This window comes from Winogradskyella costae (assembly GCF_013403865.1).
In the GTDB taxonomy this organism is placed as follows: domain Bacteria; phylum Bacteroidota; class Bacteroidia; order Flavobacteriales; family Flavobacteriaceae; genus Winogradskyella; species Winogradskyella costae.
The window spans coordinates 317,870-337,605 of sequence record NZ_JABFDK010000001.1 but is presented as its reverse complement, the minus strand read 5'-3'; the positions used below and the strand labels follow the sequence as shown (position 1 = coordinate 337,605).

At 32.6% G+C, this 19,736-nt stretch carries 18 protein-coding genes and 1 tRNA gene; 18 read left to right on the top strand and 1 reads right to left on the bottom strand.

All coding sequences use genetic code 11. The annotated features are described in order from the left end of the window. Positions 1 to 85: 85 nt before the first annotated feature. From porL to HM986_RS01455, 4 genes are all read left to right on the top strand, one after another. Positions 86 to 721 (top strand): type IX secretion system motor protein PorL/GldL, encoded by a 636-nt coding sequence (porL, locus tag HM986_RS01470; RefSeq protein WP_179333311.1) that lies wholly within the window; start codon positions 86 to 88, stop codon positions 719 to 721. Between the two features lie 48 nt (positions 722 to 769). Further along, entirely contained in the window at positions 770 to 2,353 is a 1,584-nt protein-coding gene (gene porM, locus HM986_RS01465; RefSeq protein ID WP_179333310.1) for a type IX secretion system motor protein PorM/GldM, read from the top strand. A 66-nt stretch (positions 2,354 to 2,419) separates the two neighbouring features. Continuing rightward, entirely contained in the window at positions 2,420 to 3,331 is a 912-nt protein-coding gene (gene porN / locus HM986_RS01460) for a type IX secretion system ring subunit PorN/GldN (RefSeq protein WP_179333309.1), read from the top strand. Positions 3,332 to 3,488: 157 nt separating this feature from the next. Continuing rightward, positions 3,489 to 4,532, top strand: a complete 1,044-nt coding sequence (locus HM986_RS01455) for an NAD(P)/FAD-dependent oxidoreductase (RefSeq protein WP_179333308.1) — start codon at positions 3,489 to 3,491, stop codon at positions 4,530 to 4,532. A gap of 6 nt (positions 4,533 to 4,538) precedes the next feature. Here the strand turns inward: HM986_RS01455 and HM986_RS01450 are convergent, their stop codons facing one another. Further along, positions 4,539 to 4,940 carry a DUF983 domain-containing protein gene (locus tag HM986_RS01450; RefSeq protein ID WP_179333307.1) on the bottom strand — a complete coding sequence of 134 codons (402 nt, stop codon included), beginning with the start codon at positions 4,938 to 4,940 and terminating at the stop codon, positions 4,539 to 4,541. Positions 4,941 to 5,052: 112 nt separating this feature from the next. On the opposite strand from HM986_RS01450, the gene HM986_RS01445 reads away from it, so the two are divergent. From HM986_RS01445 to HM986_RS01380, 14 genes are all read left to right on the top strand, one after another. After that, positions 5,053 to 6,960, top strand: coding sequence for an ABC-F family ATP-binding cassette domain-containing protein (locus tag HM986_RS01445; protein ID WP_179333306.1), 1,908 nt, complete (start codon positions 5,053 to 5,055; stop codon positions 6,958 to 6,960). A gap of 76 nt (positions 6,961 to 7,036) precedes the next feature. Beyond that, on the top strand, positions 7,037 to 8,176 hold the full coding sequence (locus tag HM986_RS01440) for an efflux RND transporter periplasmic adaptor subunit (protein ID WP_179333305.1): 1,140 nt from the start codon (positions 7,037 to 7,039) through the stop codon (positions 8,174 to 8,176). After that, the gene (locus tag HM986_RS01435) at positions 8,176 to 11,373 is read left to right on the top strand and encodes an efflux RND transporter permease subunit (protein WP_179333304.1); all 3,198 of its coding nucleotides are present in this window, start codon (positions 8,176 to 8,178) and stop codon (positions 11,371 to 11,373) included. Before HM986_RS01440 ends, HM986_RS01435 begins: the two co-directional genes overlap by 1 nt. Then, positions 11,363 to 12,682: a TolC family protein gene (locus HM986_RS01430; RefSeq protein WP_246288460.1), complete on the top strand. Its 1,320-nt coding sequence runs from the start codon at positions 11,363 to 11,365 to the stop codon at positions 12,680 to 12,682. The genes HM986_RS01435 and HM986_RS01430 overlap by 11 nt, the downstream gene beginning before the upstream one ends. Positions 12,683 to 12,687: 5 nt before the next feature. Further along, on the top strand, positions 12,688 to 12,870 hold the full coding sequence (locus tag HM986_RS01425; RefSeq protein ID WP_179333302.1) for a CPXCG motif-containing cysteine-rich protein: 183 nt from the start codon (positions 12,688 to 12,690) through the stop codon (positions 12,868 to 12,870). A 132-nt stretch (positions 12,871 to 13,002) separates the two neighbouring features. Next, positions 13,003 to 13,848, top strand: a complete 846-nt coding sequence (locus HM986_RS01420; protein ID WP_179333301.1) for a leucine-rich repeat domain-containing protein — start codon at positions 13,003 to 13,005, stop codon at positions 13,846 to 13,848. Between the two features lie 172 nt (positions 13,849 to 14,020). Continuing rightward, positions 14,021 to 14,093, top strand: a tRNA-Met gene (locus HM986_RS01415). A gap of 259 nt (positions 14,094 to 14,352) precedes the next feature. Next, positions 14,353 to 14,883, top strand: a complete 531-nt coding sequence (locus HM986_RS01410) for a lipid-binding SYLF domain-containing protein (protein WP_179333300.1) — start codon at positions 14,353 to 14,355, stop codon at positions 14,881 to 14,883. A 198-nt stretch (positions 14,884 to 15,081) separates the two neighbouring features. Further along, positions 15,082 to 15,630, top strand: a complete 549-nt coding sequence (locus tag HM986_RS01405; protein ID WP_179333299.1) for a helix-turn-helix domain-containing protein — start codon at positions 15,082 to 15,084, stop codon at positions 15,628 to 15,630. A gap of 22 nt (positions 15,631 to 15,652) precedes the next feature. After that, positions 15,653 to 16,099: a response regulator gene (locus HM986_RS01400; RefSeq protein ID WP_179333298.1), complete on the top strand. Its 447-nt coding sequence runs from the start codon at positions 15,653 to 15,655 to the stop codon at positions 16,097 to 16,099. Between the two features lie 3 nt (positions 16,100 to 16,102). Beyond that, positions 16,103 to 17,881, top strand: coding sequence for a CHASE3 domain-containing protein (locus HM986_RS01395; RefSeq protein WP_179333297.1), 1,779 nt, complete (start codon positions 16,103 to 16,105; stop codon positions 17,879 to 17,881). 194 nt (positions 17,882 to 18,075) lie between these two features. Continuing rightward, on the top strand, positions 18,076 to 18,228 hold the full coding sequence (locus HM986_RS01390; RefSeq protein ID WP_179333296.1) for a lmo0937 family membrane protein: 153 nt from the start codon (positions 18,076 to 18,078) through the stop codon (positions 18,226 to 18,228). Positions 18,229 to 18,500: 272 nt separating this feature from the next. After that, on the top strand, positions 18,501 to 18,641 hold the full coding sequence (locus tag HM986_RS01385; protein ID WP_179333295.1) for a hypothetical protein: 141 nt from the start codon (positions 18,501 to 18,503) through the stop codon (positions 18,639 to 18,641). 78 nt (positions 18,642 to 18,719) lie between these two features. Continuing rightward, the gene (locus tag HM986_RS01380; protein WP_179333294.1) at positions 18,720 to 19,736 is read left to right on the top strand and encodes a helix-turn-helix domain-containing protein; all 1,017 of its coding nucleotides are present in this window, start codon (positions 18,720 to 18,722) and stop codon (positions 19,734 to 19,736) included.

Genomic DNA, 19,736 nt, shown 5'->3' with positions numbered 1-19,736 from the left:
ACTTAAAAAACTTAACTTAAACCTAATATTAATCCTAAAATGAGTATTAATAACCAAGCTCATTTGAAAACAAAAACTTAAAATCATGGCACAAAAGAAATTATCAACAATGAATATGGTCTACGGACTTGGAGCTGCAATTGTAATTATTGGAGCATTATTCAAAATTCAACACTGGCCAGGAGGATCCCTTATCCTTACTATAGGTATGATTGTTGAAGCAATTGTATTTACTATATCAGCATTTGAAAAACAAGGTGATGATTTAGATTGGTCATTAGTATACCCTGAATTAGCAGGTGGTCAAACTTTAGGATCTAAAAAGAAAGCTATTGAAGAGCCTAAGGATGCAGATGGTATGTTATCAAAAAAATTAGATAACTTATTGAAAGACGCAAAAATTGATGGTGCACTTATGGCTAGCCTAGGTGATAGCATTAAAAACTTTGAAGGTGCAGCTAAAGGTATCTCACCAACAGTTGATTCTATGGCAGCTCAAAAGAAATACAGTGAAGAAATGTCATTAGCGGCAGCTCAGATGGAGTCTTTAAATAGTCTTTACAAAGTACAAATGGATAGCGCAAATCGCCAAGCAGCTATCAATGAGGAAGCTGTTGAAAATGCGACTAAATTAAAAGAACAAATGCAATCATTAGCATCTAACTTATCATCTTTAAACGGTGTTTATGGAGGTATGTTATCTGCAATGAACAAGAAATAATTGGTTTTTATAATCGAATTAATTAATAATTAAAAACTAATTAGAAAAATGGCAGGAGGAAAACAGTCCGCAAGACAAAAAATGATTAACCTTATGTATTTGGTATTCATTGCAATGATTGCAATGACCGCAAGTAAGGAAATATTATCAGCATTTAGTCTATTTGATAAGAAATTTGAAAATGCAAATGAGTTAGCAGTAAATTCAAATACAACCTTACTAAAGGGGTTAGAAAAACAGGCTGAAGAAAAGCCTAATGAATTTGGTGTAACATATAATAATGCAAAAAAGATCAGTTCTTTATCTGATGAATTTTATACATTTTTAGAAACTCAGAAGAGAATGATCCTAGATAAAGGTGAATTTGCAGAAGAGTATAAAGAAAAAGGCCTATTACCAGCTGAAAAGATGGATAAAGGAGATGTATTAGATGAACAGTGGTTTACTGGTGACCGTTTAACAAAAAATGGTGATGCGTTTGTTGCAAGAATTGAAAAGTACAAATCAGATATTAGAGAGGTTTTAGGTGAAGACGTTGCTTTTAACCCAGCTAAAGAAACACTTGAAACTCGTTTTACTACAGCTGATATGGAAAACAGCGAAGGTAAAAGTCAGAGTTGGTTAGAATATAACTTTAAAAGTTTTCCAGCAGTAGCTTCATATACTAAGCTTACAGCTATGCAAAATGATATTAAAGCTACTGAGGCTAATCTTTACAATGTATTTTTAGGTAACACCGTAGATGAAGTAACATCTTTAAAGAATTATACAGCTATTGTAATTCCAGATAAAAATGCATTTTTTGCTGGTGAAACATTTACAGGAAGAGTAGTTCTAGGTAAGTATGCGAATGTAATCCCAACAAAATTAAAAGTTGGAGAAAATGAGTTGGATTTAAATAGAGAAAATGCTATTGATTCTACAGGAGCAGCACGTATCGAATTTAAGGTAGGTAATGTTGGTCAACATGACATTAACGGCCAATTTACTTTTTCAGAGAAGGGACAAGATTTACCAATTGATTTTACAGGTCAGTATGTTGTAGTGCCAAGACCAAATTCTGCTACAATTTCAGCAGATAAGATGAACGTTGTTTATCGTGGTGTTGCTAACCCAATGACAATTTCTTTTGCTGGAGTGCCAGATAATAAAGTTTCTGCAAGTGGATCTGGTTTATCTAAAACATCTGGTATTGGTAAATATGTAATGAATCCTGGTACAGGAAGAGAAGTTACTATTAACGTATCAGCTACTTTAGACGATGGTACTAGAGCAAGTGATCAACAAACGTTTAGAATTAAAGATATTCCAAAACCTACTGGTACTATTTCTGGTCAGGATGGTATGGTAAGATTACCTAAACGTAACTTAGAAATTGGTACAATTGGTGCTAAACTTGAAGATTTCGTATTTGATTTACCAATCAATGTAACGTCATTCCAAGTAAAAGTGCCTGGTCAACCAACAGTAAATGTTGCTGGTACTAAAATGAATAGCCAAGCAAAATCTGCCATTGGTAGAGCACGTGCTGGTGATGTAGTTACAATTTTTAATATTAAAGCTAAGATTCAAGGGAATTCAAGCTATAATTTAAAAGGTGTATCTCCTGTAACGATTGAAGTGTCAAATTAATCACTAATTTAATTAGATATTAAACGTTATCATTAAAGAAAATCCCAAATTATAATAAAAAATAAGATGAATTTAAAAAGCTTTTTATGTATAGGATTAGGTGTTTTAGCCGCAAACTCTATGTTTGCCCAAGCTAACATCCTAAATGCAAAAATACCAGAAGAAATTGGTATGAAAACTGAAGCGCAGTTACTTCTAGATAACGACAAGCCTTTAGAATATGGATATGTCGGTGATAGAGATATCTTATTTTCTAAAATGACATGGGAGAAAATTGTTTTAGACGAACGTGCTAACTTTCCTTTATACTTTCCTATTGAAGATAATTTAGGAGATGACAGAAAATCTTTATACATGGTGCTATTGCAAAATGTTAAAGATGGTACTATCCCTAAGGTATATGCGGATCCATATTTTACAGAAGAACGTACTATGGAAGATTTAGAACCTGCATTAGTTATGGAACGAATTACCGATGTTGGAATTGATTGGATGAATGCTGAAGGTGTTACTGATACAGCTTTGGTTCCTGAGGAATACAAGATTCGTAGAGAGATTGGTCCTGCGGATATTAATTCTTATTTAGTGAAAGGCCTTTGGTATTTTGATAAGCGTCAAGGAGAATTAAAGTTTCGTATCTTAGGTATTGCGCCAGCAGCGCCAGATGTAAACTTTATTGATTCTGATGATGAAACTAATAAAGAACCTATCGGTTTATTTTGGGTGTTTTTTCCAGAAATTAGAGATATTCTTCATGAAGCAAAAGCGTTCAATAACAAGAATAGCGCTGTGCCATTATCTTTCGATCATTTATTAAACAGTAGACGTTTTAGTGGTTCAATCTACAAAGAGGAAAATGTTTATGGTGACAGAGAAGTTAAGGAGTATGTTGCAGAAAATGCATTAATGCAACTTTTAGAATCAGAACGTATCAAAGACAAGATTAGAAACTTTGAACAAGATATGTGGAGCTACTAATAAGCTTTAACATAAATAATCTAAACGCTCACTTAAAAAGTGAGCGTTTTTTTTGTTTTTAACTGATATTTATGCGAAAGCAAGAATCTTATAATAAAGATTAAAATTAGATTCCTGCCTTCGCAGGAATGACAAACATTTATTTACTTTTGCTGTAATGAAAGAAGTAGATTATATCATCGTAGGATGTGGCTTAGCTAGCATCTCCTTTTGCGAGCAATTAAGAGCAAACGATAAAACGTTTGTAGTATTTAATGATGACTCTCAGAAGTCGTCTATAGTCGCTGCAGGATTGTATAATCCGGTTATATTAAAACGGTTTTCAGAAGTGTGGAAAGCTAAAGAGCAATTGAAACTAGCGTTACCTTTATATTCTAAAATTGAAAGCGAATTACATATAAAGATAGATCATAAACTTCGAATTTTAAGACGTTTTACATCCATAGAAGAGCAGAATAAATGGTTTACGGCATCAGATAAACCATCTTTAGAATCTTATCTTTCACTTCACTTGATAAAAAATAATACATCTGAAATTGATGCTCCGTATGGGTTTGGTGAAGTATTGCATGCTGGTCGTTTAGATACAGAAATACTCATTGAGAATTACAAGTGTTTTCTAAAAGAGAATAATTGTTTAGAAGAACGATCATTTGTTCATCATGATATTCAATTTAAAGATGATGCCATTTGTTATGAAAACCTTAGAGCAAAACAAATAGTATTTGCCGAAGGTTTTGGTGTGAAACAAAATCCGTATTTCAATACAATTCCGCTTACAGGTTCAAAAGGAGAAATCTTGACCATAAAAGCACCTGATTTAAAAATTGATTATGCTATAAAGTCTTCAGTATTCATCATTCCATTAGGTGATGATTTATATAATGTTGGTTCTACATACAATAATGATGATAAATCAAATGCACCAACGGACTCAGCGAGGGAAGAATTAATTTCAAAATTAAAGACATTCATAAACTGCGATTTCCAAGTCGTTAATCACGTTGCAGGCGTTAGACCTACAGTAAAAGATAGACGCCCTTTAGTTGGTAGACATTCAAAGCACGCTAATCTTTATGTACTTAATGGATTGGGGACAAGAGGAGTAATGATTGCGCCATATGTTGCTGATAAACTATTTAAATTTATAGAAAATAACGAAGCGTTAGATGATGAAATTGATGTAAATCGCTTTAAATAATTAGGGTTAGTTTTTTTTCAAATGCTGGTTTTCTGCTAATTCTTTATTGTAGCTCATAAATAGGTTGATCCATATATTGCGAGATAAACGCATTATTATAGGCATAAACCCAATAAGGGTAGCAATAATTGCAATAAAAGCAACAGTTAAAGACGATCCTAAAATATTATAGCTAGTAATAAAAGCAGCGACAGCAAAAGCGATACCAACAGCGTAACTGACATACATAGAGCCATAAAAAAATGAAGGTTCTATTTCGTATTTTGTCTTACAATGCGAGCATGTGTCTTGCATTTTTATAATCTCAGAAAGTGCATAAGGGTTTTTATTCTGATACATCGATTCTTGGTGACATTTCGGACAGACACCAAAAAGAATACTATAAAGTTTCATTCCTTTTCTAATCATAACTAAAACCTTTACTTTTGCGTTTTTCTAAATCAATGCGAAGATAAAATAATATAACTGAAGCATTGTAACAATTGTAACTGAAAAGGCAATTGTAATATTCATAAAACTTATGCTAAATATCCATAATCTTTCGATCTCATTTCAAGGAGAATACCTTTTTGAAGAAATTACATTTAAACTCGGACTTGGTGACCGTATTGGTTTAATTGGTAAAAATGGAGCTGGTAAGTCTACGATGCTTCGAATACTGTCTAAAGAACAAGAAGCCGATTCTGGTCAGATTGCCGCAGATAAGGATATGAAAATCGGATTCTTAAAGCAAGATATTGATTTTGATTTGGGTAAAACAGTATTAGAAGAATCTTATCAGGCTTTTAAAGAAATTAAAAAATGCGAATCGCAACTCGAAGAAATCAATATACAATTAGCAGAACGGACGGATTACGAAAGTGAAGCTTACCATCAATTGATGGTTGATTTGAATGACGTGCAGCATCAATATGAGATTTTAGGAGGTTATAATTACCAAGGAGAAACTGAGAAAATTCTTCAAGGTTTAGGTTTTAAACGTGAAGATTTTGATAAATTAACAGATACGTTTTCTGGAGGATGGAGAATGCGAATAGAATTGGCAAAATTGCTGCTTCAAAATAACGATTTGTTGTTATTAGATGAGCCGACCAACCACTTAGATATAGAATCCATTATTTGGTTAGAAAACTTCTTAAAAGGCTATAGTGGCGCAGTCGTCATTGTATCGCATGATAAGATGTTTTTGGATAATGTTACCAATCGTACTATTGAGATTTCATTAGGTAGAATTTACGATTATAATAAACCCTATTCTCAATTCTTAGTATTAAGGAAGGAGATGAAGGTGCAGCAATTGGCAGCTCAAAAAAATCAAGAGAAGAAGATTGAGCAAACCGAAAAACTTATTGAGAAATTTAGGGCTAAAGCGTCTAAAGCTACAATGGCTCAATCGCTTATTAAAAAATTGGATAAGATTGATCGCATTGAGGTCGATGAAGATGATAACAGTGTAATGTCATTAAATTTTCCAGTTTCTGTTACCCCAGGAAAAGTGGTGGTTGAGATTGAGAATATTTCTAAAAGTTATGGTGACCTACAAGTATTGCATAATGTAAATTTAGCGGTTCCTAGAGATATTAAAACGGCTTTTGTTGGTCAGAATGGTCAAGGGAAGTCAACCTTAGCTAAAATTATTGTTGGTGAAATTAAACACGAAGGAAAACTAAACCTTGGACACAATGTACAAATTGGTTATTTCGCGCAAAACCAAGCAGAATATTTAGACGGAAATAAAACCGTATTAGATACTATGATTGATGCTGCAAATGAAACGAACCGAAGTAAGGTTCGAGATATTTTGGGGTCCTTCTTATTTAGAGGTGAAGAAGCTGAAAAATATGTGAGAGTCCTATCTGGTGGTGAACGTAACCGTCTAGCTTTGGCTAAATTATTATTGCAGCCACTGAATGTGCTTATTATGGATGAGCCAACCAATCACTTGGATATAAAATCTAAAAATGTATTAAAAGAAGCCTTAACTAAATTTGAAGGCACATTAATTTTGGTGTCTCACGATAGGGATTTCCTTCAAGGATTGACGGATACTGTTTATGAATTTAAAGATCAGAATATAAAAGAATATTTAGGTGATATTGATTTTTACTTAGAGCAACGAAATCTCGAAAATTTAAGAGAAGCCGAAAAACGTACTGTTATAGCAGACAAACCTAAAGAAAGTAATAAGCAGAGTTACGAAGATCAAAAGAGATTAAAATCTTTAAATAATAAGTTAAGCAATATCGAATCTAAAATCAATCAGCTTGAAAAAGATATTAAATCTGATGATTTAAGATTGGCGACTGATTATGATAAAACAGCTTCAGATCCTAAATTTTTTGATGATTATCAGAAAAAGAAAAAATCTTTGAGTAAATTGATGGAAGATTGGGAGGCCGTTCAGTTTGATCTAGATGCTATTTCTTAATAATAATTAAGATTTTTTTAACGGCTTCACTTGGCTATAACGTTAGCTTTGTAAATAATTGACGACCAACGAGCTTATGTTAAGAAAAATTATTTTATCCGTTTTAGGAGTTGCATTAATAATAGGTGCAATCATTTTTGCAAATTATCTAATAGATAACAAACATAAACCAAAACCTGTTATACCTAAAGTGGTTAAGACGGTACTTGTAGACACCGTTAAAAACACAACTATACCCATCGTAATTGCAGCGAATGGAAACCTTACTGCTTTACAACGCGTAGAGTTGTATTCTGAAGTTCAAGGATTATTTATAACGGGTGCAAAGCTGTTTAAACCAGGTCAGAAATTCAATAAAGGTGAAACCTTAATTCGCTTAGATGCGTCAGAGTACTACGCAAGTGTACAATCCGCTAAAAGTAACTTGTATAATAGTATTGCAGCTATTATGCCCGATTTACGGTTGGATTTTCCAGATGTATTTCAAAAATGGCAAACTTATTTAAACGGATATGATTTAAATAAAACAACTCCAAAACTACCTGAAATTTCAGGAGAAAAAGAAAACTACTTTATTACAGGGCGTGGCATAGTAAGCGCGTTTTACAACGTTAAGAACTTAGAACAACGTTTAACAAAATATAGAATTACAGCACCATTTTCTGGGATACTAACTGAAGCATTGGTTACAGAAGGGACTTTAGTAAGAAATGGTCAGAAATTAGGAGAATTTATAAATCCGTCAGTTTATGAAATGGAAGTGGCTATTAGTAAGTCTTTTGCAAATGTTTTAAAAGAAGGAGAGGATGTTACTTTAACGAGCTTAGATCATACTAAAACCTATGAAGGTAAGGTGTCTCGTGTTAACGGAAGCATAGATGCAACAACCCAAACCATTACGGCTTATATAGAAGTTAAGCATTCCGATCTTAAAGAGGGGATGTATTTAGAGGCCAATTTAAATGCAGAAGAAGTTGTAAATGCTATAGAAATTGACAGGAATCTACTGTTAGATAGTCAAGAAATATATGTAATTAAAGATAGTTTGCTAGATGTTATTGCTGTAAAACCAGCGCATTTTTCTAATACCAGTGTTGTGCTAAAAGCAGTGCCAGATGGTACTATAATTCTAAGAAAACCGGTTCCTGGTGCTTATGCAGGTATGCATGTAAAGGCAGCGCCTAATAGCAATGAAACTTCTGATTCAATTCAATAATGAGAAAAATAATTGAATATTTCATCAGGTATCATGTTGCAGTAAATGTACTAATTCTTGCATTTATTGTTTTTGGTCTTATCGGGGCTTTATCTCTAAAGTCATCATTTTTCCCACTAACAGAAACAAAAATTATTACAGTTAGTATTACATATCCTGGAGCCTCACCACAGGAAATTGAAGAGGGTATTGTACTTCAAATTGAAGATAATCTAAAAGGTTTAAAAGGTGTTGATAGAGTTACTTCTACATCACTAGAAAATAGTGGTTCTATAACTGTAGAGATTGATAAAGGCGAGAATATAGATTTCATGCTTTTGGAAGTTAAGAATGCGGTAGATAGAGTTCCGTCATTTCCAACAGGTATGGAGCCCTTGGTGGTTTCAAAACAAGAAATTGTTAGAGAAACCATTTCTTTTGCTATAAGCGGTGAAAATATTCCTCTGGTTACTTTAAAACAGCTGGCGCGGCAAGTAGAAACGGATTTAAGAGGAATTGAAGGTATTTCTCAAATTGAATTATCTGGTTTTCCTGAAGAAGAAATAGAAATAGCCGTTAATGAATTAGATTTATTAGCCTATAACCTTACCTTCGAAGAGGTGGCTTCTGCCGTGAGTAGTTCAAATATTTTAGTAACAGGGGGTAATGTAAAAACGGTTGCTGAAGAGTATTTAATTAGAGCCAACAATAGACAGTATTACGGTAATGAGCTCTTAAATATTATTGTTAGAGCTTCTTCCGACGGTAAGGTAATTCGTTTAAAAGATGTTGCAATTGTCCGAGATCGTTTTTCTGAAACGCCAAATGCCACTTACTTCAATCAGAATTTATCAGTAAATATAGCCGTTACTAGCACTAACAATGAGGATTTAATTTCTTCTGCGAGTAAAGTAAATGAATACATCGAAGGTTACAACCAGATGTATAACAACGTGCAACTAGAAGTTGTTAATGATAGATCAATAACCTTAAAACAGCGTACGCAACTATTAGCCGAAAATGCTATTGCGGGTATGTTATTGGTGTTGCTGTTTCTATCTATATTTTTAAATACAAGATTAGCATTATGGGTTGCCTTTGGCCTGCCGATTTCGTTCTTGGGGATGTTTATTTTTGCATCTCAATTCGATGTTACCATTAATGTTTTATCACTTTTTGGTATGATTATCGTTATTGGTATTTTGGTAGATGATGCCATTGTGATTGCTGAAAATATTTATCAGCATTATGAAAAAGGTAAATCTCCGATTCAAGCTGCAATAGATGGTACCATGGAGGTGATACCTCCTGTAGTATCAGCCATTATAACAACAATTTTAGCATTTTCATTATTTTTCTTTTTAGATAGTAGAATAGGAGAGTTTTTTAGTGAGGTTGCTGTAATTGTAATTTTAACACTTATAGTTTCATTAATAGAAGCACTTATAATTCTACCAGCGCATTTAGCGCATTCTAAAGCCCTGAGAGCTCAAAAGGTAGATGAAAATCCATCAAAAATAAAACAGTTTTTCTCGTTTATGAAAAACTTAAATAAAGGTGGAGATCGTTTTATGTCTTTTCTAAGGGATAGAGTTTATACTCCGGCTTTAGGCTTTGTTTTAAACTTTAAGATTTTATCTCTAGGTATTTTTATTGCCTTATTAGTATTAACTCTTGGTTCATTAGGGGGAGGGGTTATCGGAGTTACAATATTCCCGAGAATTGCGAGTGATTCCGCTAACATTGAATTGGTAATGCCAGCAGGTACGAATGTGAAAATTACAGATTCTATAATTTCATTGATTGAAGAAAAATCATTTATTGTTAATGAGGAACTCACAGAGAAATATCTAAAAGGTACCGGAAAACAATTGTTTGAAAATACGATTGTTGATATTAATAGTAGCTCTAGTGCACGATTAAGAATTAACCTTCTGCCAGGTGAAGAGCGCCCAGATGAAATAAAAGCAGATTTAGTTACCAGTAGATTAGAAGAATTGGTTGGTCCTGTAATAGGAACAGAACGTCTTATTTACGGATCTGGTGGTAATTTTGGGGGTAGTCCTGTATCCGTATCTTTATTAAGTAATAATATTGATGAGCTTAAAGCGGCTAAATTAGAATTAAAAAAATATTTAGAAACCAATCCATTGCTTAAGGATATTGGTGATAATGATCCTGCTGGTATAAAAGAAATTCGTTTAGAGTTGAAGGAGAGTGCTTATTTATTGGGTCTCGATTTAAGAACCGTAATGGCTCAAGTAAGGTCAGGGTTTTTTGGCTCGCAAGCGCAACGTTTTCAACGTGGGCAAGATGAAATTAAAGTTTGGGTACGTTACGATAGAGAGAATAGAAGTTCTATTAACGACTTAGATGCCATGCGAATTGTAACACCAACAGGTGAGCGTGTGACTCTAAAAGATATAGCAAGTTATAGTATTGCTAGAGGTGATGTTGCAATTAATCACTTAGAGGGTAAACGAGAGATTCAGGTTTATGCCGATTTAAAAGATCCTAGTACTAGTAATACAGACATTTTAGAAGATATTAAAACAGTTTTTATTCCGCAATTACAATCCAAATATCCTACTATTAATGCCTCATTTGAAGGGCAAAATCGTGAGGCCGATAAATTAACAGGCTCTTTAGCCATTGCAGGACCGGTTATTTTATTATTAATTTATATCACCATTGCATTTACATTTAGAAGTTATTCACAGCCGTTGTTACTTTTACTGCTAATTCCTTTTAGTTTAACAGCAGTAGCTTGGGGACATTGGTTGTTAGGTTTTCAGGTGAATATATTATCGCTTTTAGGGATTATTGCGTTAATTGGTATTATGGTCAACGATGGTTTGGTGTTGATAGGAAAGTTTAATAGTAATTTAAAAGAAGGAATGCCTTTTGATTTGGCATTGTCTGAAGCCGGAAAATCCCGTTTTAGAGCTATTTTCTTAACATCACTAACAACTGTTGCAGGTTTAGCTCCTTTATTATTAGAGAAAAGTAGACAAGCCCAGTTTTTAAAACCGATGGCCATTTCAATTTCTTTCGGCATTGCGTATGCGACTATTTTAACCTTATTAGTGCTGCCATTATTTCTATCATTTAGTAATAATATTAAAAAGAATAGTAAATGGTTAGTGACAGGGAACAAGGTTACTAAAGAGGAAGTAGAACGCGCAATAAAAGAACAAAATGAAGCAAATGATCATTAAAAGTAAACTTATCGTGTTGTTTTTGGCATGCTGTGTTGGTTTGCAAGCTCAAGAAATTTTAACTAAGGAAGATGCTGTTTCTAAAACTTTAGATAACAATTACGGTGTTAAAATCGCAAAAAATGCGGTGACAGTTGCTGAGAACAATACTAATATACTTAATACTGGCTTTTTGCCAACAGTTACAGGTAATGCTGGGGCAAATTATAATTTAGATGATTCAGAGGTCTCATTTTCGGATGGAAGAGCAGACGCGGTTTTAAAAGGTGCAGAAAGTTCAAATTATAATGCTAGTGTGAGTTTAAATTACACACTTTTTGACGGACTAGGGAGGCGTTATAATTACAAACGGTTAAAGGAGCAGTATCAATTAACAGAATTACAAGCACGAGAAACTATCGAAATTACGATACTTCAGTTGTTTTCTGTATATTATAATGTGGCTCAACTTTCCGATAATTTAAATGCCTTAGAGGAAACGCTTAACAATACGAAAGATAGACTAATACGGGCTGAGTATCAGTTTGAATATGGTCAAAACACCAAGTTAGAAGTGCTAAATGCCGAAGTCGATATTAATACCGATAGTATCAACATTATTAATACAAAGCAAGATATTAAAACGGCTAAGCGCGACTTAAAATTAGTTTTAGGAGAAGCGTATTCCAGTGATTTTAATGTAGAAACAGAGGTGGAATTTACACTTCAGTTTCAAAAAGAAAGTTTATTAGAAAAGGCAAAATCTCGTAATGTTGCATTACTTCAAACTGAAAAAAATATAACGATTAGCCAACTAGATATAAATTCGGGTAAGTCGGGATATTTACCAACAGTAGGATTGTCAGGTTCTTATGGTTGGAATAGAAATAATAATAATACGGCTTCACCAGTACTATCCTTAATTGGGACGGGATTATCAGCAGGTGTTAATTTAAGTTGGAATCTGTTTGATGGTGGAGCAACTATGACCAGAGTAAAGAATGCTAAAGTGAATCTTGAAACACAAAAGCTTCAAAAGGAAAGTATTTTACTAAGTATAGAACGTGACTTTAATAATGCTTGGGATAATTACCAGAATAAACTTGAAATTTATACTATCCAAGAAAAAAATATTATTACGGCTCAGAATAATTTTGATCGTACCCAAGAAAAGTTCAAAATTGGACAAGTTAATTCTATTGAATTTAGACAGGCTCAGGTCAACTTGCTTAATGCTGAATTAAGCCGGAATCAAGCTAAGTTTTCGGCAAAATTATCTGAATTAGAGGTGCTTCAAATTAGTGGGGAATTATTGAATGTTCAATTGTAAATGTTATGAACGAACATTTTTTTCAATGCCCCTATTGTTGGGAGCAAATCTCAATGTTAATTGATTTGTCTCAAAATGATCAAAATTATATTGAGGATTGCGAAATCTGTTGCAATCCTATTCAACTCTCAATAGCAATAAACGACCAAGAAATTAATAGTTTTGAAGCAAAAAGCATAGAACAGTGATACTTTTATATATAGCTGATTTTTAGTGTTTTATCGTTTAGACACGTGTAGTTCGTCGAAAAAATTTGCAGTTTGTGGTAATTGGAGTTATATTCGTGGTGTTAATGTGTCCCTCCGCAAAACCCAACTATTATGAAGACACTAAAAATATCATTATTATTCTGTTTAGTTTCAGTATTTGCTTTTGCTGAAGTTTCCAAAGATCAAAAAGCAGCACTTGTGGATTTATACAATGCTACTGATGGAGATTCTTGGACGCAATCGTGGGATTTAGACCAACCTGTTTCAAAATGGTTCGGTATAACTATAGAAAATGAAAACATTGTTTCATTAAATTTAAGTTTTAATGGCTTAAATGGAACCCTTCCAGAATCAATTTCAAAACTGACCTATTTAAAATCTCTTAATTTATCTTTTAATAAAATTGGAGGTGAGTTACCAAATACATTAGTGCATATGATTAACTTAGAAGAGTTAAAATTATTCTCTAATGTTTTTAACGGTAAAATTCCATCTGATATCGGAAACCTAGGAAAATTAAAATCATTAGAATTATTTAATAATGATCTTGTCGGTGAGATTCCTTCATCAATAGGAAACCTTACAAAGTTAGAAAGTTTAATATTAAGTAGTAACCAACTAATAGGTCATCTTCCTTCAAATTTAACTAGTTTAAAGTCTTTAAAAGTATTAAGCGTTTTTGATAATAGATTATTAGGAACGATACCTGCTTCTATAGGTGGACTAGCGCAATTAGAAGAGTTAGTCTTATCTAACAATGCATTCTATGGCGAGTTACCAAATGAATTAGCGCAGCTAACCAATTTAAAAACATTACTACTAGGACAAAACCAATTTAAAGGCAACTTTGCAGCGTTAAAAGAGAAGTTTCCTAATATTGTAGATTTTGATTTAGATGATGTTAATAGAAATAGTGCATTAGCAACATTAGATTCTGAGGATGAGGATGATAACTAATAATTAACCATCAATGCCATAAGCTAACGCTCAAATAAACTTTTATTTGAGCGTTTTTTTTGATTTATATTTTGGTATTCTAAAAAAAGTATTATCTTTGCAGTCCCAAAACGATATGTCGGCATTATGAACCGAAAGTTAAAAGCTAAGAAAATCGTTTTTTGATTAACATCGCGGGATAGAGCAGTAGGTAGCTCGTCGGGCTCATAACCCGAAGGTCACTGGTTCGAGTCCAGTTCCCGCTACTAAGTAAGACAAGGCTTTCGAGAAATCGAAAGCCTTTTTCGTTTCTTGTACATGGTCTTCTTATCAATATATCCTTATAACGCATTTTCTAATCGGTATGGTTTGCTCACCAATAGCATCAATAATTAATTGTATTGCATCAACTAAGAAGAGTTAATACTCATAATTTTATGGTAAGGAAGTTAAAGGCAGTTATCTCTGTTTAGTTTTATTACTTTCTTTAAATTAAATAAATGTTTAACCAATAAATTTAAAATTATGAAAATTAGAAATTCTATAGTAACGATGGCATTGATGTTTGTAACCGTATTTGCATTTGCTCAAAATAAAGATGACAAACGTGTTATGAAAGATGCCGAAAAAGCAAAATCAATGTTAAAGAGTTCAGATGTTGGCTTGGAGAAGTTTTTTAGTAATTCTACTGGTTATGTCGTATTTCCAAATGTTGGAGAAGGAGCATTAATTGTAGGAGCAGCTTCAGGTAATGGTGTCGTTTATGAAGGTGGAGTACCAACAGGTATGGCTGATATGAAAAAATTAGATATCGGATTACAAGCAGGTGGAGAGGCCTACATGCAAGTCATTTTCTTTGAAACAGAAGATGCATTCAATGAGTTTAAGCAGGGAAACTTTGAATTTTCTGCTGAAGCAAAAGCTGTTATAGTAGATAAAGGAGCTAGTAAAAATGCCAATTATAATGATGGTGTTGTCATTTTTGCGAAATCTAAAGCTGGTGCAATGGCCGATGTTTCAATTGGTGGTCAAAAATTTAAGTATTCAGAATTTTAGATGAATATCTAAATTTTAACCATAGAAAAAGCCGATTAGTTTAATCGGCTTTTTTGTACTTTGAAGAATTCGATTTAATGAAGTTATCATTTATTTTGCAGAATTTGATAATTCGTTAAAATAACATGATGAAATATGCGAATTTTAATATTAAATTTGAATAGTGATTATGTTCAACCTAAAGAACAAAGCTAGACGATGAAATTATTGCTAAAATTCGATTTTACTAAAGTTTGCAATGCTGTCTTAAAACAGAAGTTGCAGGCCCATCAATTAAAATTTCGGCAAACAGCATTTGGTGAAATAGAATTGATAGATAAAGCTTCAGAAGAACAATTAAAGGTGTTTTATGATGATATCAATTCTTTTGGGATTGAGGTTATAGAGGATCCTAAAAAAATTGTCATTCAAAAAATAAAGGATGTCATTGTAGATATGGTTTTTAACGAAAGGGATATACAAGTTAAGACGTCTGTGTATTTAGCGGAGCAGTTAGAAGAGAATTATAATTATCTCTCTAATCTATTTTCAGAAGTGACTTATACTTCCATTGAAAATTTTATTATATTACAGAAAATAGAGTATACAAAGATACTATTGACAAGCGAAGAACTTTCGCTCACCGAAATAGCCTTTAAACTCAGCTATTCTAGTGTTGCACATTTAAGTAAACAGTTTAAAAATACTACGGGTATTACACCGTCAGCTTTTCAGCGAATTATTGCTAAGAGAAAACAAATAAATTAACTTAACTGAAGTTTTTGTAAATATGAATAGCGATTATATTAACATAGCATTGGCTGATGATGATGAAGATGATAGGTTTTTCTTTACGGAGGCCTTTGATGAGTTAAAGCTTAAGAGTAAAGTTCTGCTTTTTAAGGATGGTATAGAATTAATGGAATATTTAAATGATTCCGATAACATGCTTCCAAGCCTTTTGTTTTTAGATTTAAATATGCCTAAGAAGTCAGGATTAGAATGTCTAAAAGATATTAAAGCGACCAAGCGACTAAGTGATATGGTGATTGCTATATACTCTACATCAGCATCTGAAGAAGATATCGAAAACACCTTTGTTAAAGGCGCTAATGTATACATTAAGAAACCGAATGATTTTGAGAAGCTCAAAAAGGTGCTTTCAGAGGTCGTCACCACTAATTGGCAATATCATACTAGTGGTTTAAATAAAGACAATTTTTTATTAAGATTATAAATTATGCCAACACCTTCAAATAAATATCTGAGAACCGCTTTTATAGCCGGGCTTTTCGTTATTTTATGTATAGGAGGTTTTACGTATAAACATATTAGTGAGCTATCCCAAACATCTAAAGTGGTTAAGGATAATTACTCGTTACGAAATGAGTTAGAGCTTATTATTTCTAACCTTAAGGATGCCGAAATAGGACATAGAGGCTTTTTGCTAACGCACGACTCTCTGTTTCTTAATCCGTATGAAGAGAGTTTGCAAAAAGTAACTAGCAATCTTGTCAAATTAGATACTTTAATTGTTAGTAATGGAGAGCAAGTAGAAAAATTGAAGCAGTTAAAAGGAGACATTAATAATAGATTTAAGAATTTTGATAAATCTTTTAGTCTTGCTAATGACGATTCAATACTAACGCGAGATTTATTATTCTTACTTCATGAAGGTGAAATAAGGATGGATAGAATCCGTGCAGACATTACTGAAATGTTAGCTTTAGAGCAGCGTTTATTAACCCATAACCAAGAAGTTAATGAAAAAAAGATAGGTTTAACACCTTTGTTTTTTTATGGATTATTAATCGTTACTTTGATTATTCTTTTATTAGCTTATGTTAAAATGACTACGGATTTAAAGGCTTTGAAAGAGAGTAATGTCGAATTGGAAATCTTTGAAAAACTCACTAAGCAATCCGAGATTGTGAGCAATACTAGTACTTGGGTGTGGTATATTGAAGACAATGAATTTGAGTTTTCAGATAATTTGTATCGTTTAATAGGTGAAGAACCACAAAGTTTTGAGCCAACATTAGAAAATTTTTACAATTACGTACACGAAGAGGATATTAGTAATTTAGGAGAGCAAGTCAATATGATGATGCGAGAGGAAGAATTACCCTTTACAAGTTTTAGGGTAGTGCATAGAGATGGGACCATTAGACATTTAAAAGCGTATTCTAAACTTATGGATGATACTGAAGGTGACGCAAAAATGTTAGGGGTAACGATTGATGCTACAAATGAAGTTGAGAACTATCGTATTATTGAGCAGCGCAACCAGGAGTTGGAGCGTACCAATAAAGAGTTGTCTGCTTTTAATTATGTTGCGAGTCATGACTTACAAGAGCCTTTAAGAAAGATTCAGACTTTTATGTCGCGATTAGAAAGTAAAGAGAAAGATCATATTTCTGAAAGCGGGCAAGTATATATTCAAAGAATGAAGTCCGCATCTGCTAGAATGCGTATGCTTATTGAAGATTTATTACAATATTCTCGAACAAATACATCCGAAAAAGAATATTTGAAAACGAATATGAACATGCTACTAGAACATGCTAAAACAGAGCTTATAGATAGTATTGAAGAGAAACATGCCAAAATTATATGTGATGATTTACCAACTATGGAGGTTATTTCATTTCAAATCCAACAACTATTCATTAATTTAATAAGTAATTCCTTAAAGTACAGTAAAGATAAAGTACCACCAGTAATTGAAATTACGCATCAAGAGGTGCTTTCTAAAGATATAAACGAGATAAAGGACTCTTTATATAAGTATCATCATAAAATTACCTTTAAGGATAATGGTATTGGATTTGAGCAAGCTTATGCCGAAAAAATCTTTTTACTCTTTAATAGACTTCACGGTAAATCTGAATATTCAGGTACAGGCATTGGTTTAGCAATTTGTAAAAAAATTGTAGAAAATCATAAAGGAGTTATAATGGCCGAGGGTCACCCTAACGGAGGTGCCTCGTTTACTATTTATTTGCCATTTCTAAAATGATATAAATTAAGCGCATTTTTAAAATAGTATAAACATTTTATAAAATTGTATAACACGCTCTATTCTCAATTCGGCATATTTGTTGGAAGTTTCGTGTTCTACATCTAGATAACTGCTTAAACTAATTTTTATTAACCTGTTTATGGCAAATTTTATTAACGTGTTAGAGCTCTGAATAAAATTGCTTTACCACCATGAAGACTTTTCTTTATACGTTTTTAGTTCTATTAGTTATCCTTTGGGCCATAGGATTTTTTGTTTATGCCTTGTCTGCTCTTATCCACATTTTGCTAATCGTAGCTGTTATTTTATTTTTAGTTATTAGTAAGACTAATTCTAAGGATTAACTTTCATTACTCTTGAAGTCATACAAATTCAAATTTTCTGATTTCATAGCTTTCTCCATTTTTCATTTTATTAAGCCGCCTTGTTATATGTATGTATAAGACGGGATTATGATGAGTTCAGACTTTATCCAAAAGTCATCTAGTCTATTGCTTTTTATGTTTTGTTTAACACTATTTCGCAATAATGTAACAAAAGGAAGGAATTGTATAACACAACAAGCCTGAAGAGTTCGTTACTTTGACATAAGAAAAATAACCTAATCCATCATACCATGAAAATCACATCTAAACATTTACAAAAGCAGTTTGCAAGAGTGGGAAGAATTTTTCCAAAACGCAAATTTGAGGCTGCTTATTCAGATCTAGACTATTCAAAATTGAATGCTGTTGTAAGCACAAGAAAGTCCTTTTAAGCAAACAATATTTAAAATCTATATTACTAAAAGTAATAGGATTTTTAAAAATTACTATCTAACCAAAAATAAACACATATGAAAACTATAGAGATTAAAGCAAATAATTTACAAGTTATGTTTCACGCTTTAAATAATGAAGTTGGTGGAACTTTTACAACAAACCGAAGAGAAGTTGAATTAAAAATTGATAACGAGTTAGGTGTAGGCCTAATTAGAGGGATAGAATTAGAAAGACATACTGTATTTATTGAGTTCGATGTAAAATTTAAGGAAGACGTAAAGTTTATAGTGGAAAGTTCAAAACGATCAGTTGTTAACTTTTTATATTGTTCAGAAGGGAAGTTAAAGCATTCGTTTAATAACAACGTAACTTCAGATACGGTCGAGACTTTCCAAACAGGTATATCTGCCAATATAAAAACGAACGAAAATCATATTAGCTTTTTTAAAGATGTTTATGTTAACTCTACAATTATTTCAGTTAATACATCTGAAAAGAGTTCAGCTAAGCATCATATTAACAGTATGGTCTCAGAACTTTTTATCTCTGGAAAAACAGCAGACTATTGTTATGTAGGCTCTTATAACTTAAAAATCGCAGAAAACATTAAGCAGTTAAAGGCGATTAAACAGGATGGTGTAGTAAAAACATTATTGATCCAAGGTTTAGTTAATTTTATATTAGCAATGGAAATAGAACAACACTCAATGGATGTAAAAAGTTCTCAAAACCCTACAGGATCATTAACTAGTTTTGAATTAAAACAAGTAAAAGAATTATCAGATTTTATTAATAATTTCCCTGAAACGAATTTAAGTGTAACGGAATTAGCAGCAAAGATTTCTATAAGTCCGGCTAAAGTGCAAGAAGGATTTAAGTTAATGCACGGTAAAACGTTAAATAATTTTATCAGATCCGTAAGAGTAAAAAAATCTGAAGAACTAATTAAAAACACAGATTTAAATATTTCAGAGATTGTATATTCTCTTGGTTTTTCAAGTAGAAGTTACTTTTCTAAAATATTTAAAGCGCAATACAATTGCTCACCAATTGAGTATAAGCAAAACATTAAGTTAGCTGCAACAGCATAA